The organism is Microbacterium sp. NPDC077184 (assembly GCF_040687055.1).
Classification (GTDB): domain Bacteria; phylum Actinomycetota; class Actinomycetes; order Actinomycetales; family Microbacteriaceae; genus Microbacterium.
In genome coordinates this window covers 726156-739081 of sequence record NZ_JBFBMM010000001.1, presented here as the reverse complement: position 1 = coordinate 739081, position 12926 = coordinate 726156, and the positions used below count along the sequence as shown (strand labels likewise).

The following is a 12926-nucleotide window of genomic DNA, read 5'->3' as shown; positions in this document are numbered from 1 at the left end:
CCTAAGCGGCGACGCGCCGGAGAGGTTGCATCCACGCCCGGTTTCGCGGTATTGACCCGACGCGCCCCTCCTCCCCAGACGGATGCCGCGCCCCGCCGCCGGGGGTTGTCCCCCGTTTCCGCCCGGGACCGCAGCGCGGGCGTCGGACGCGGCAGGATCGGGCCATGACCTCGAACGAGCCTCCTCGCTTCCTCCTTCAGCCCTCCCCCGTCGGCGATGTGCTGATCGTCGCCGCGGCGACCGGGATCGTGGAGCTGCATCCGATCGAGGCCCCCCTCTCGATCGCCCTCGAGCGGGTGGCTCTGCGCACCGGGATGATCCCGACGCCGGTGACCGGATCCGCTCCGCACCCCGAGCGGTCGCCGTCGGCGATCGCCGAGCGGGCGGCGGACGCGGTGGAGGAGTACTTCGACGGCGCGGATCACGACGGCGGCGCCGGCGCGCGGCATCCGCTCGACCTGCCGTGGGATTGGACGGGCGTGCACGGCTTCACCCGCGCGGCGCTCGAGGCGGTCTGCACGATCCCCTACGGCGAGACGGCGAGCTACGGGGAGGTGGCGGTGCTCGCCGGGAGTCCCGGGGCGGCGCGGGCGGTGGGGACGGCGTGCGCGCGGACGCCGTTCTCGATCCTCGTGCCGGTGCACCGGGTGGTGCGCGCCGACGGTTCCATCGGCGAGTACGGGGTAAGACCCGAGGTCAAGCGGGCGCTGCTCGACCTCGAGGTGTCGCGGACCCGACCGTGACACCGCGGCGGGCGCGGGGTGTGTAGGCCACCCCGCCCCCGCCCTGGGAGGGTGGGTGCACTGGCAGGGTAGGAGGATGCCGCCCTCCCCCGACCACTCGTCCGATCCTCGCGCGTACGACCTCGACGCGGTCCGGGACCGGGTGCTCCCGCACACCGAGGGAGAGGTCGACGACAGCATCCCGGAGCTCGCCGACGCCGACCCGGATCTGTGCGGCATCGCCCTCGCCCTTCCGGACGGCGAGGTGCGCGGGAGCACCGGAAGCGACGTTCCCTTCAGCATCCAGTCGGCGGTGAAGCCGTTCCTCTTCGCCCTCGCGCTCGTCGACACCGACGGCGACGCCCTCGACCGGATCGGGATCGAGCCGACCGGCGAGGCGTTCGACGCCATCAAGCTCGAATCCGGCACGGGGCGTCCGCCGAACCCGATGGTCAACGCCGGTGCGCTCCTCACGGCCTCGCTCGTGGACGGGGACGACGTCGCGGCTCGCGTCGCGCGCGCCCACCGTGGCCTCTCCGCTTTCGCAGGGCGGACCCTCGCCGTCGACGAGTCCGTGGCTCGCAACGAGCACCTGCTCGGCGATCGCAATCACGCCCTCGCGCACCTGATGCGCGCCGAGGAGACCCTGTCGGTGAGCGCCGACGACGCCGTCGAGGCGTACGTGCGTGCCTGCGCGGTCCTCGTCGATGCCCGGACGCTCGCGGTCATGGGCGCGACGCTCGCCCTCGGGGGCGTGAACCCCGTCACCGGCGAGCGGGTGGTGCCGGCATCCGTCGCCCGCGACGTGGTCGCGGTGATGGCGACGTGCGGCGTGTACGACGGGTCGGGACGCTGGATGCGGGCGGTCGGCGTCCCGGCGAAGTCGAGCGTGTCGGGGGCGATCGTCCTCTCGGCGCCGGGGCGGCTCGGGGCGGCCGTCGTCAGCCCGCCCCTCGACGAGCAGGGCACGAGCGTACGCGGGCATCTCGCGAGCGAGATTCTCAGCCGTGATCTGGGGCTCCACGTCTTCGCGGCGTAGTGTTACCGTCGTCGATACGATTCGGCGGCGAGAGCGAGTGATTCGTGACCACGATGCAGTGGACATCCTCAGACGGCCAGGTGACGCGGAGCGCTCCGGACGGGCAGCTGATGACGCGTGCACTGAAGGACCTCGCCGCGCACACGCGTTTCCCGGTCGTCTTCGGCGGCTACGTGCAGGACGGCAGCGTCCGCGTGAGCACGGTGATCGGCAACCGCACGCGCAGTCTGGAGGGCCTCGTGGTCCGGCCCGAGCGCGGCCTCGGCGGGCGGGCGATCACCGAGCTGCGTCCGCGCATGACGCCGGACTACCGCTCGTCGCGTCAGATCACGCACGACTACGACGGGCATGTGCTCGGCGAGGGTCTCTCCACGCTGCTCGCCGTGCCGATCGTCGTCGGCGGAGCGGTGCGCGGAGTGCTGTACGGCGGCGCGTGGGCGGAGTCGAGCGTCGGCGACGTCGTGGCCGCGCCGGCGTTCCGCGTGGCGCAGGAGGTCGCCACGGAACTCCGGATCCGCGACGAAGTCGAGCGCCGCGTGGCGGCCCTCCGACCCGCGACGGGACCGATCGCCGTCACCGCGCCGTCCGAAGCGACGACGGATGCCGCGCAGCGGGAGGAGCTGCGCGCCAGCTACGCGGAGCTGCGGAGCATCGTGGCGAGCGTCGACGATGCGGGCCTCCGCGCGCGCCTGTCGGCGATTGAGGAGCGGCTCGCGGGGCTCACCGGCGGCGGATCCGACCCGGCGGAGCCGCTGGACATCCACCTGTCGCCGCGGGAACTCGACGTGCTCGCGTGCGCCGCGCTCGGATCCACGAATGCCGAGATCGCGGCGACACTCGGTGTGCGCGAAGGAACGGTGAAATCCTATTTGCAGACAGCGATGGGAAAACTCGACGCCTCGACGCGTCATGCGGCCGTCACAAAGGCGCGTCGTGCGGGAATTCTCCCCTGAAAGTCCTGCACGAATCGAAAAGCGCGTATTGTCTCCTGCATGACCCGCAGAATTGTGCATCAGCTCGTCGATGACCTCGACGGCACCGTCCTCGAAGTCGGCTCCGGAGAGACCGTTCTCTTCTCCCTCGACGGCATCGCGTACGAAATCGATCTGACCGACGAGAATGCCGCGGCATTCCGCGCCGCCCTCGACCCGTATGTGTCCGTGGCACGGTCGATCTCCGCATCGCGTTCTTCCGCGACCGGCGCTTCCGCCTCGCGCAAGCGCCGCCGCGGCGGTCAGCAGGATTACAGCGCCGTGCGAGAATGGGCCAAGCAGAACGGCCACCAGGTTTCCGAACGCGGCCGGGTTCCGGCATCCGTTCTGGAGGCGTACGAAGCCGCCCACTGACCCTCGCCGAGAAGCGGATTCCCTCGTCCTCGAGGGAATCCGCTTTTCTTTGCCGCCGGAATATTGGACGACCTGTCTATAACGCTGCGCGAAAGCGCGTACGCACCGACAGGGCCGCGAAGGCGATGACCGCGACGGCGCCGAGAATCGTCGCCCATCCGAGAGATTCTCCGAGCAGCAGCGTCGCCCACAGAAGGGTCAGAACGGGCTGCACGAGTTGGATCTGGCTGACCTGCGCCATCGGTCCGATCGCGAGCCCCCGGTACCAGGCGAAGAAGCCGAGGTACATGCTCACGACGGCGAGGTAGGCGAAGGCGAGCCAAGGGACGGCGGATGCCGCGGGCGGCGCCGTCGCGACCGAGACCGCGCTGACGGTCACCGTCACCGGCGCCGCGACCACGAGCGCCCAGGAGACGGTCTGCCAGGCACCGAGTTCACGGGCGAGGAGCCCGCCCTCCGCATATCCGATGGCGGCGGCGATCACCGCGCCGAAGAGGAGGAGGTCGGCCCAGGTCAGGTGCCCGAATCCCCCCGAGGAGAGCGCGGCGAAGACCACCGCCGCCACCGCACCGAGGACGGCGAAGATCCAGAACGACATCGGCGGCCGCTCGCGCGTGCGGAGGACCACCGCGACCGCGGTCGCCGCGGGGAGGATGCCGATGACGACGGCGCCGTGGCTCGCGGGCACCGAGGTCATCGCGAACGAGGTGAGGAGCGGAAACCCGAGGACGACCCCGCCCGCGACGACGGCGAGCCGCGCCCACTGGGTGCCTCGCGGCAGACGCGCGCGGGTCGCGGCGAGGAGGATCGCGGCGAGGATCGCGGCGACGACGGCGCGGCCGGCGCCGATGAAGACGGGGTGGAGCGCCTCGACGGCGACGCGGGTGAACGGGACGGTGAACGAGAAGGCGACGACCCCGACGAGGCCCCACCACACACCCGCGAGGGGCGATAACACTGTCGGCGCGGGGAGAGTAGCGCTATTGTTCTCTGACATGGCACACAATAGCACCGACCGGATCGTCACCGCGTTGCGCACCTGGATCGCGTCGGCGCCGGCGGGAACGCAGCTGCCGTCGAGCCGTAGGATCAGCGCCGAGCACGGAGCGAGTCCGGTGACGGTGCAGAAGGCGCTGCACCGCCTGACCGCGCAGGGCCTCATCGACGCCAAGCCCGGGATCGGGACGTTCGTGCGCGGCACCCGCCTGCGCCCGCCCGCGGACTTCGGCTGGCAGACGGCGGCGCTCGGTGCACCGCAGGGGCGGCATCCGGACCTGTCCGTGACGCAGCGCCCCGGCGCGCCCGATGCGATCGCGCTGCACTCGGGATATCCCGCCGCGGAGCTGCTACCGGGCGGACTCGTGCGGGCGGCGCTCGCGCGCGCGGCGCGATCGGATGCCGCGGTCCGGCGTGCTCCCGCGGACGGCCTCGCGGAGCTCCGGGAGTGGTTCGCCGCCGAGCTCGCCGCCGTCGCTGCGCCCGAGGTGTCGCCGGTGTCGGCGCGGGACGTGGTGATCGTGCCGGGAAGCCAGAGCGGGCTCGCCTCGGTCTTCCGCGCCGCGGTCGGCGAGGGGCGTCCGCTGGTCGTGGAGTCGCCGACGTACTGGGGCGCGATGGTCGCCGCCGCTCAGGCCGGCGTCACGCTCGTCCCCGTGGCGTCGGGACCGGAGGGTCCGGATCCGGACGATGTCGACCGGGCGCTGGCAGCCTCCGGGGCGCGGGCGTTCTACGCCCAGCCGACGTTCGCCAATCCGCACGGCGCGCAGTGGAGCGACGAGCGGGCCCGGGCGGTGCTGGAGGTCGTCCGCCGGCGCGGCGCGTTCCTGATCGAGGACGATTGGGCGCACGATCTCGCGATCGACACCGATCCCTCCCCGCTCGCCCGTCTCGATCAGGACGGGCACGTCATCTACATCCGCTCTCTCACCAAGAGCGTCTCCCCCGCCCTGCGCGTCGCCGCCGTGGTCGCCCGCGGGCCGGCGCGCGAGCGGATCGCCGCCGATCGCACCGCCGATGCGATGTACGTCAGCGGCGTCCTGCAGGCGGCGGCGCTGGACGTCGTGACGCAGCCGGCGTGGCGCCGTCACCTGCGCGCGCAGCGGTCGGCGCTGCGTGACCGACGCGATGCGCTGCTCGGCGGCATCCGTGCGCATCTGCCGGAGTGCACCGTGGCGCTGGTGCCCGCCGGTGGGTTGAACCTGTGGGTGCGCCTGCCGGACGGCACAGATGTCGCGACCCTCGTCCCTGCGGCCGCCGCGCGCGATGTGCTGATCGCCGACGGGCGCGAGTGGTTTCCCGCGGAGACGCCCGGCCCGTACGTCCGCCTGAACTACGCCGGTCCGTCGCCGGAGCGCTTCGACGAGGCGATGCGCCTAGTCGCCGACGCCCTGGCGGAGCAGGGCTGAATGTTCTGGAACAGGGTGGGCCCGATCGCGGTTGACGCCCCCATGACACTCGCGACTCCGCCGACGCAGCTCCGCCTCATCATCGAGACCGACGACTTCGATCGGACGGTGGCGTTCTACCGCGACGTCCTCGGCCTGACCGAGCGTCCCGCGTTCGCGACGGAGGGCGACGATCGGGTCGCGATCCTCGAGGTCGGCGACGCGACGATCGAGATCGCCACGCCCACCCACGCGCGGAACATCGACGTCATCGAGAACGTCCCGGCATCCGAGGGTCCGAGTCTGCGGCTGGCGCTCGAAGTGGCCGACACCCCGGCTGCGGTGCGCGCGAGCCGAGAGGCGGGTATCGAGGTCATCGCCGATGCCACGGACACGCCGTTCCGGACGGTGAACGCCCGCGTGCAGGGCCCCGCGGGGTGGCAGGTGACGTTCTTCCAGGAGACCGAGTCACTCGAGGAGCGCCGCGCGCGGCCGGGCTTCGAGACGGACGACCGTCGCGCCCGGTAGCCCGGGATGCACGACCCTCCCGACGAGAGAAGGCGGGCTCCAGGAGGACCAATTCCGGGGAGCCCGCCTTCCGGCTTGAGGGGCGGGGCGATCAGCCCGTGACGGTGACGAGGGTGCGCTGCCAACCGGACGACCCGTTCGGGGCGATCGGGGCGCGCTCCTGCTCCTGCACCTCGCCGTCGCGGTTGACGGCGCGGACGGTGACGTAGTGGGTGCCGGGCTCGGCCTCCCACTCGAGGAACCACTGCACCCAGGTGTCGACGTTGACGGCGGTGGACAGGGTCGCCTCCTGCCAGTCGCCGTCGTCGATCTGCACCTCGACGCGCTCGATACCGACGGTCTGCGCCCAGGCGACGCCGCCGATGGCGACGGTGCCGGCGGGCACGGGGGCGCCGGCCTTCGGGGTGTCGACGCGGGAGGAGAATTTGATCGGCGCTTCGGCGTCGTATCCGCGCGGGGTCCAATAGGCCTCGTCCTGCGCGAAGGTGGTGACCTTCAGCTCGGTGAGCCACTTCGTCGCCGAGACGTAGCCGTAGAGGCCCGGAACGACCATGCGGACGGGGAACCCGTGCTCGAGCGGCAGCGGCTCGCCGTTCATGGCCACGGCGAGGATCGCGTCGGTGCCCTCGTCGGTGAGCGAGGCGAGCGGGGTGCTGGCGGTGTAGCCGTCGACGCTGCGGGAGAGCACCATGTCGGCGCCGGACTGGACGCCCGCGAGCGCGAGGATGTCGCGCACCGGCACGCCGAGCCATCGTGCGCTGCCGACGAGGTTGCCGCCGACCTCGTTCGACACGCAGGTGAGGGTGATGGAGTACTCGTCGAGGCCGCGACCGATGAGGTCGTCGAAGCTCAGCTCGATGCGCTGGTCGACCATGCCGTCGACGACGAGGCGCCACGTCGCGGGGTCGATCGTCGGGACGGTGAGCGCGGTGTCGACGCGGTAGAACTGGTCGTTCGGCGTGTACAGCGGCGAGATGCCTTCCACGTCGAGCTCGGCGCCCTCGGGGATCGTCACGCGCGACTGCGGTTCCGGAATCCGCAGGGCGCCGCGGATCGCGTCGACGGAGGAGGTCGCGGCGCTCACCGCACGGGCGGCGACGCCCGCGATGACGGCGGAGGCGCCGGCGATCGCGCTGGTGAGGAAGAAGGCTCGGCGGTCGAGGCCCCGCTTCTCGGTGGGCTTTCCCACGGATGCCGAGGCTCCGGCATCCGGTGCGGGTGAGACCTCGTCCCGCCACGCGCGGAGGCGGCGGATCAGCACGATCAAAATGACGGAGCCGGCGATGGTGCCCGCGAGCGGCGGAAGGAACGATAGCGGCTCCGCCAACGCGCGCGTGACGATCGCGGCACCCGAGAGCAGGCCGGCCAGGACGAGGGCGGCGACGCCGAGGTGCGGACGGACGTACTGCAGGATGCCGGCGATGGCCGAGGCGATCGCCACGGCGAGGCCCAGACTGCCGAGAAGGACGATCTTGTCGGCGGACCCGAACGCCGCGATCGCGAACTCCTTCACCGGCTGCGGAACGATGTCGATGACGAAGGATCCGACGGCGAGGATCGGGCTCGCCGCGCGCGCGGCGATGAGCGCCACCAGCTCGGCGGCGGCGAGGAACACCGCGCCCGAGACGAGCCCGGCCAGCGCCGCCCAGAGGAGGAAGCGGGGTCCGGTTCTGCGTGCGCCCATGCGGGTCTCCTTCGGCTTGTGGCTTCGGGAGTTCTTCGGAGCGCGAGGGTCCCCGGATGGGATTCGCTTCGTGTGCGGGCGCTACGCTGCCGGGGCGGTGATCGGATCGTCGTCGACCGGGAGGACGATGCGCGCCGCGGCGGCGAAGTCGGCGAGCAGCAGTCGCAGCTGTACGGGATCGCTTCCGGCGTCCTCGGGGTGCCATTGCACTCCGAGGATCCACCGGTCGTCCGCGCTCTCGATCGCCTCGACGACGCCGTCGGGGGCGGTCGCGCTGACGATGAGTCCGACGCCGAGGGCGTCGACGGCCTGATGGTGCCCTGAACGCACGTCGCGGATGCCGGATCCGAGCACGGCCGCGAGGCGGGTGCCGACGTGGATGTCGACCGGGTGGGTCACCATGTCCTGGTTCGGCTCGCGGTGGATGCCCGCGCCGAGATCCTGGATGAGGGTGCCGCCGCACACGACGTTCAGGAGCTGTGTGCCGCGGCAGATGGTGAACAGCGGAAGGTCCCGCTCGATCGCGGCGCGCATCAGGTCGGCCTCGAACGTGTCGGCCGCGGCATCCGCGGAGTCCATCCACGTGCCGTTCGCGGTGGCGCCGTACAGGGCCGGGTCGACGTCGGCGCCGCCCAGCACGATCACGCCGCGTGCGGTGGCGGCGAGGTCGCGCGCATCCGCGTGGGGCGCGGCCGCGTTGACCCATCGCGCCTCGAGACCCGCCTCGGCGATCGCGATCGCTGCACCTTCGGCGAGGGTGCGGAGCTCTTCGGCGAACGCGGCATCGTGCCGCGGGGTTTTGCTGGAGTACGAGACGAGGATGGGGACGGGGTCGCTCACGAGCACAGCATAGGCGTGGGCGAAGCAAGCCCATCCCGCGAATCGGAGCACCGTGGTGCACTGGGGGTATGCGTGACACGACTCATACGGCCATCAGCATCTTCGGAACCTCGCTGCAGTGGTCCGATCTGATCGCGGCGGCCGTCATCGCGGTCGTCGCCGTCGTGGTCGCCCTCGTGCTGCGTCAGGCGATCGTCCGCTACTCTCAGCGCTCCGACACCGCGCACACCTCCACCTGGTACACGCTGTCCCGCCTGACCACCTACGTCGTCCTCACCATCGGCTTCTTCCTCGTCATCGGCGAACTCGGTGTGCCGCTCAGCCGCTTCACCCTCATCGCCGGCGCTCTCGGCGTCGGACTCGGCTTCGGCCTGCAGCCGCTGGTGGCGAACTTCGTCGCCGGCATCGTTCTGCTCTTGGACAAGTCGCTGAAGGTGGGCGATTTCGTCGAGCTGGAGTCCGGCGCGACCGGGCAGGTGCGCGACATCCGCATGCGGGCGACGACCATCGTCACGAACGACAACATCGACGTGATCGTGCCGAACTCCGAGTTCGTCGCCGGACGAGTCGTCAACTGGACGCATCGCGACGTCCGAAGGCGCGTGCGCATCCCCTTCGGCGTGGCGTACGGCACCGACAAGGAGCTGGTGAAGACCGCCGCGCTCGAGGCCGCCGAAGCGGTGCCGTTCACCCTCGACCTCGACGGACCCCTGCGCCCGCAGGTGTGGCTGAGCGAGTTCGGCGACAGCTCCCTCGTCTTCGAGCTCGTGGTGTGGCTCAATCCCGAGGCGACCATGAAGCCGATCGCCGTCACCGCCGCCTACAACTGGGCGCTGCACACCGCTCTTCAGCGGCACGGCATCGAGATCCCGTTCCCCCAGCGCGACGTGCGCGTGCGGAGCCTTTTCGGTCTGGAGGACGAGGATGCGCGCGCGGCGTTGAACCTCCGCGATGGCGGCGACCGGGAGGCGCCGACGCCCACGGCGGCTCCGTCGCCCTCATCGCCTCCGTCCGAGACGGAGCGGCCGAAGGACGACAACGACGCGATCGCGGACCTCAGCGGCGAAGCCGGGTACGCACCCGAGCGGGTCGATCGATCCGGCGAGCGCGACGCCCGCTGAACCCTGCGCGGGTCGCCCCCCTCAGGCGACGCCGGACTGGAGCATCGCCTCCTGCCCCGCGAGGTAGCCGGCGTATCCGCCGGGCGTGCGACCGACGAATCGGCCCGATGTCATGACTTCGGCCACATCGGACGCGGTGAGGATGAAGCCCGCCGCGCGGGCCGCGGCGACGAAGCCGACGTCCTCGTGCTCGGGCACGTCGGCGAAGCCGCCGACACGGCGGTATACCCCGGCGCGGAAGCCGAGGTTCGCGCCGTGCACGTGCCCGTTGGGGCGTCCGGGGGTGTGCGTGGCATGCCAGTGCTGGACGTGACGGAGGGTCAGGTCGGCGAAGTCCGGGCGGACGGTACCGATCATGAGGTCGGATCCGCCGGCCGAGAGGGCGACCTGGTGGGTGATCCAGTTCCCGGGGACGATCGAGTCGGCATCGGTGTGGGCGACCCACGCGCGCGACTCGTCGTCGAGGCGTCGGAGGGCGGCATCCGTTCCCACTCGTCGGGCTCTCCCCACGCAGCCGGCGTCGATCTCGACGAGTTCGACCGGGTAGCGCTGCGCGATGAGCGCCGAACGATCGGTGCACGCGTCGAGGACGACGACGGTGTGAACCTCGACGCCGAGATCCCGCGCGGTGGCGCTTGCGCACTGGATCGCGTCCAGGCACGACGACAGGAGCTCCTCCTCGTTGTGGACGGGGACGACGACGAAGACGGAGGTCGCGATCATGGGAGCATTCCGGTCTCTTGCGCCACCGACGAGGCGGGGTACGGGCTGAAGACCTCGAGCACGAAGTCCTTCTCGAGGTGCACGACGACGCTCTGCCAGCGACTGTTCGCGCGCAGGCGATCGTGGACCTCGTCTCCACCGGTGGGGTTCTCGGGCATCGGATGCCGCCAGTGGCATGCGACCAGGTGTCCGGACTGCGCGAGGCTCTGCGTGATGCGGTCGATGGCGGTGTCGAGGTCGGCCGCGTTCCAGAAGTAGCCGATCTCGGAGAGCACGACGAGGTCGTACTGCCCCTCGGGCCACCGCTGCGGGAGCGCGGCGGTCCGCAAGGTGACGTTGTCGTGACCGGCGAGCTCGCGCGCGGCGGCCGCGAGGGCCTCGGCCGAGAAGTCGACGGCGACGAGGTGCGCGCACCGTTCGGCGAGGCGGGCGGTGAGGATGCCGGTCGCGCATCCCAGCTCGAGTCCGGCGTCGTACGTCGCTCGCGGGAGGGTCGCGAGGAGGAGGTCGCGCTTGCGCTGCTCGTACCAGCTCGAGCGGAAACCCCACGGGTCGTCGTGGGTGGCGAAGAACTCCTCGAAGTGGGATCGCGGCGTCGAGGAGGTGGGGGGCTCGGGCCGGACGACCTCGGGCCGGAGGAGGATCTCGTGCGCGCGGTCGAAGTGCTCCCGCATCCGCGCGTGGACGATCGCTTCGTCGCCCGGGGCGCCGGAGAGCGGGCGGAGCTGGCTGTCGTGGACGGCCAGGGCGCGGCGTTTGGCGTCGTGCGCATCCGCGTCGAGGGCGACGGACTCGACGCGGTCCCAGGGGACGTCCGCGGGGGTGCCCCAGTGCCAGAGCCAGATCGGGTAGCCGCGGACGGTCGCACCGACCTCGGTCGCGACGCGTTCGGCGAGGGCGCCGACGATGCGGTGGTCACGGTGGCCGTCGCCGGTCCAGGGCGCGACGATGAGGATGCGATGGGATGCGGCATCCGTCAGCCGCATCAGGGCGGCGAGCTCGTCGCGCACGGCGGCGGCGAGCGGATCCTGGTGATCGCCGATCGTGCCGTCGGGAAGGTGGAGCAGGCGAAGGGTCGCGGCGGGTGCGACGACAGCCAGCGCGTCACGCACTTCGGTCTGCCGGCGCGTGGCGAGGTCTGCGGGGGTGTGGGTGGGTGATTCGGGGTGGGAGTTCTCCCCGTCGGTGGCGATGATCACGCGGATGGGGATGCCGCGCTGTGCGACCGTGCGCAGGAGTCCGGCGACACCGAGGGTCTCGTCGTCGGGGTGGGCGGCGATGACGAGGAGCGCGTCGATGTCGAGGGACACCTCGGGCAGGGCACGCGCGGCAAGGGCGGTGCGCCACGCGGATTCGGGGGTTCCGGGGTCGCGGTGGTCGAAGGTCACCACCCGGACTCCCCCTCGCTGGTCTCGTCGTGCTCAGCTCGTCGCCGGACGAGGTCGCGACCGAGGCGCGCGAGGTCGCGTTCGGCGTGGTGCTGGCGGAGGTAGAGATGCAGGTCGGCGACCCGGCGGGCGTGGGTGTCGTCGGCGACCAGCGGTGCCGGGCCAAGCGCATGATCGGCGGTGTGGAGGACCGTCTCAGCGGCGTCGGCGACGATGGCGCGGACGCGGGCGGCGAGGATCGCGCGGTCGATCGCGTCGCCGTCTGAGGCGCGCGCGGCCGCGTCGACGAGGGTGGTGCGGGCGGCCCAGAGGGCGGCATCCGCTCGTCCGAGGTGGACGCGGGCGAGCTGGTCGGCTCGGTCGGTGGCGGCGGCGTCGGTCAGGGCGTGGAGGATGCCGGTGGCTCCGCCCCACCAGGCCGCGGCGACGCCCATGCCGCCGGTGGCGAAGCCCGGGCGGGCGAGGTACCAGCCGGGGTCGCCGACGGGGACGGCCGGGGCGGCGGCGAGGTCGATGGGTGCGCTGATGATGTGCGGGAGGCCGCGGGCGTGCCAGGGTCCGTCGTGCACGTGCACCTCGGGACTGCGGAGTGCGATCGCGAAGAGGCCGCGGTTGTCGTCGTCGATCCAGGCTGTGACGAGGGCGTGGGTGAGGTGGGCGGCGAGGGAGCACCAGGGTTTGGTTCCGGTGAGGGTCCATCCGGTCGACGTGCGGGTGGCGGCGAGTCGAACATCCGGTCCTTCGGCGGCGAACACACCCCAGGTCGAGGTGGGGTCGACGTCGAGCGGGCGGAGGTCGGGGGTGATGCTGTCATCCCATGCCTCGGCGAGAATGCGTTGCGCGTCGACGTGCGGTTCGAGGATGCGGCCGGCGGCGACGTCGAGTGCGGCGGTGGAGGCGAGGAGTTGCCAAACCGTGTCGACGGATGCGGTGGCCGCCCCCGTTTTGCGCGTCGCGTCACGCGCCCACGCGAGGGTGGCGGCGACGGCCGTGCCGAATTCCGGGATCTCTCGGGCGGCGTCGATGGCGTCGACGATCGAGGACTCGACGTCGTCGCCAGGGAAGAGCGGTGCGGGGAGGCGAGAGGTTGCCCGTGTTCGGGCGGAGGAGAGGGGCACGGCCGCATCATGACCCCGCGGGAACGAAACCCG

Annotated in this window: 13 protein-coding genes; 7 read left to right on the top strand and 6 right to left on the bottom strand. The window is 71.8% G+C overall.

Features of this window, described 5'->3' with window-relative positions; all coding sequences use genetic code 11:
* Window positions 1–164: 164 nt before the first annotated feature.
* The 4 genes from AB0O93_RS03540 (at window position 165) to AB0O93_RS03525 (ending at window position 3107) form a co-directional block, all read left to right on the top strand.
* The gene (locus AB0O93_RS03540) at window positions 165–743 is read left to right on the top strand and encodes an MGMT family protein (RefSeq protein ID WP_363340555.1); all 579 of its coding nucleotides are present in this window, start codon (window positions 165–167) and stop codon (window positions 741–743) included.
* A 76-nt stretch (window positions 744–819) separates the two neighbouring features.
* A complete protein-coding gene (glsA, locus tag AB0O93_RS03535; protein WP_363340553.1) occupies window positions 820–1761 on the top strand; it encodes a glutaminase A in 942 nt (313 codons plus the stop codon).
* Window positions 1762–1871: 110 nt separating this feature from the next.
* A complete protein-coding gene (locus AB0O93_RS03530) occupies window positions 1872–2714 on the top strand; it encodes a LuxR C-terminal-related transcriptional regulator (RefSeq protein WP_363340551.1) in 843 nt (280 codons plus the stop codon).
* 39 nt (window positions 2715–2753) lie between these two features.
* The gene (locus AB0O93_RS03525; RefSeq protein ID WP_053547971.1) at window positions 2754–3107 is read left to right on the top strand and encodes an Lsr2 family protein; all 354 of its coding nucleotides are present in this window, start codon (window positions 2754–2756) and stop codon (window positions 3105–3107) included.
* A 76-nt stretch (window positions 3108–3183) separates the two neighbouring features.
* Here AB0O93_RS03525 and AB0O93_RS03520 read toward each other — a convergent pair whose 3' ends face one another.
* The gene (locus AB0O93_RS03520) at window positions 3184–4104 is read right to left on the bottom strand and encodes a DMT family transporter (RefSeq protein WP_363340549.1); all 921 of its coding nucleotides are present in this window, start codon (window positions 4102–4104) and stop codon (window positions 3184–3186) included.
* Here AB0O93_RS03520 and AB0O93_RS03515 point away from each other — a divergent pair.
* Together AB0O93_RS03515 and AB0O93_RS03510 are read left to right on the top strand one after the other, a co-directional pair.
* Window positions 4103–5512 carry a PLP-dependent aminotransferase family protein gene (locus AB0O93_RS03515; protein ID WP_363340547.1) on the top strand — a complete coding sequence of 470 codons (1410 nt, stop codon included), beginning with the start codon at window positions 4103–4105 and terminating at the stop codon, window positions 5510–5512. The genes AB0O93_RS03520 and AB0O93_RS03515 overlap by 2 nt on opposite strands.
* A gap of 42 nt (window positions 5513–5554) precedes the next feature.
* Window positions 5555–6019, top strand: a complete 465-nt coding sequence (locus AB0O93_RS03510) for a VOC family protein (RefSeq protein ID WP_363340545.1) — start codon at window positions 5555–5557, stop codon at window positions 6017–6019.
* A gap of 91 nt (window positions 6020–6110) precedes the next feature.
* Here AB0O93_RS03510 and AB0O93_RS03505 read toward each other — a convergent pair whose 3' ends face one another.
* A complete protein-coding gene (locus AB0O93_RS03505; RefSeq protein WP_363340543.1) occupies window positions 6111–7703 on the bottom strand; it encodes a molybdopterin-dependent oxidoreductase in 1593 nt (530 codons plus the stop codon).
* An 81-nt stretch (window positions 7704–7784) separates the two neighbouring features.
* Entirely contained in the window at window positions 7785–8543 is a 759-nt protein-coding gene (locus tag AB0O93_RS03500; RefSeq protein WP_363340540.1) for a gamma-glutamyl-gamma-aminobutyrate hydrolase family protein, read from the bottom strand.
* 68 nt (window positions 8544–8611) lie between these two features.
* On the opposite strand from AB0O93_RS03500, the gene AB0O93_RS03495 reads away from it, so the two are divergent.
* Complete coding sequence (locus AB0O93_RS03495; RefSeq protein ID WP_363340538.1) at window positions 8612–9664, top strand: mechanosensitive ion channel domain-containing protein; 1053 nt, start codon at window positions 8612–8614, stop codon at window positions 9662–9664.
* A 21-nt stretch (window positions 9665–9685) separates the two neighbouring features.
* On the opposite strand, the gene AB0O93_RS03490 is transcribed toward AB0O93_RS03495, so the two are convergent.
* The 3 genes from AB0O93_RS03490 to AB0O93_RS03480 are packed head-to-tail and all read right to left on the bottom strand — an operon-like array spanning window position 9686 to window position 12893.
* Window positions 9686–10387, bottom strand: coding sequence for a glycosyltransferase (locus AB0O93_RS03490; RefSeq protein WP_363340536.1), 702 nt, complete (start codon window positions 10385–10387; stop codon window positions 9686–9688).
* Entirely contained in the window at window positions 10384–11778 is a 1395-nt protein-coding gene (locus AB0O93_RS03485; RefSeq protein ID WP_363340534.1) for a bifunctional PIG-L family deacetylase/class I SAM-dependent methyltransferase, read from the bottom strand. Before AB0O93_RS03485 ends, AB0O93_RS03490 begins: the two co-directional genes overlap by 4 nt.
* Window positions 11772–12893 (bottom strand): acyl-CoA dehydrogenase family protein, encoded by a 1122-nt coding sequence (locus AB0O93_RS03480; protein ID WP_363340533.1) that lies wholly within the window; start codon window positions 12891–12893, stop codon window positions 11772–11774. Before AB0O93_RS03480 ends, AB0O93_RS03485 begins: the two co-directional genes overlap by 7 nt.
* Window positions 12894–12926: the final 33 nt, after the last annotated feature.

What these genes read in the sequence shown, in the direction of transcription:
- AB0O93_RS03505 (WP_363340543.1), bottom strand. Translation starts at nt 7,703, where the DNA reads ATGGGCGCACGCAGAACCGGACCCCGCTTCCTCCTCTGGGCGGCGCTG.
- AB0O93_RS03540 (WP_363340555.1), top strand. Translation starts at nt 165, where the DNA reads ATGACCTCGAACGAGCCTCCTCGCTTCCTCCTTCAGCCCTCCCCCGTC.
- AB0O93_RS03520 (WP_363340549.1), bottom strand. Translation starts at nt 4,104, where the DNA reads ATGTCAGAGAACAATAGCGCTACTCTCCCCGCGCCGACAGTGTTATCG.
- AB0O93_RS03525 (WP_053547971.1), top strand. Translation starts at nt 2,754, where the DNA reads ATGACCCGCAGAATTGTGCATCAGCTCGTCGATGACCTCGACGGCACC.
- AB0O93_RS03530 (WP_363340551.1), top strand. Translation starts at nt 1,872, where the DNA reads ATGACGCGTGCACTGAAGGACCTCGCCGCGCACACGCGTTTCCCGGTC.
- AB0O93_RS03515 (WP_363340547.1), top strand. Translation starts at nt 4,103, where the DNA reads ATGGCACACAATAGCACCGACCGGATCGTCACCGCGTTGCGCACCTGG.
- glsA (WP_363340553.1), top strand. Translation starts at nt 820, where the DNA reads ATGCCGCCCTCCCCCGACCACTCGTCCGATCCTCGCGCGTACGACCTC.
- AB0O93_RS03510 (WP_363340545.1), top strand. Translation starts at nt 5,555, where the DNA reads ATGACACTCGCGACTCCGCCGACGCAGCTCCGCCTCATCATCGAGACC.
- AB0O93_RS03495 (WP_363340538.1), top strand. Translation starts at nt 8,612, where the DNA reads ATGCGTGACACGACTCATACGGCCATCAGCATCTTCGGAACCTCGCTG.
- AB0O93_RS03490 (WP_363340536.1), bottom strand. Translation starts at nt 10,387, where the DNA reads ATGATCGCGACCTCCGTCTTCGTCGTCGTCCCCGTCCACAACGAGGAG.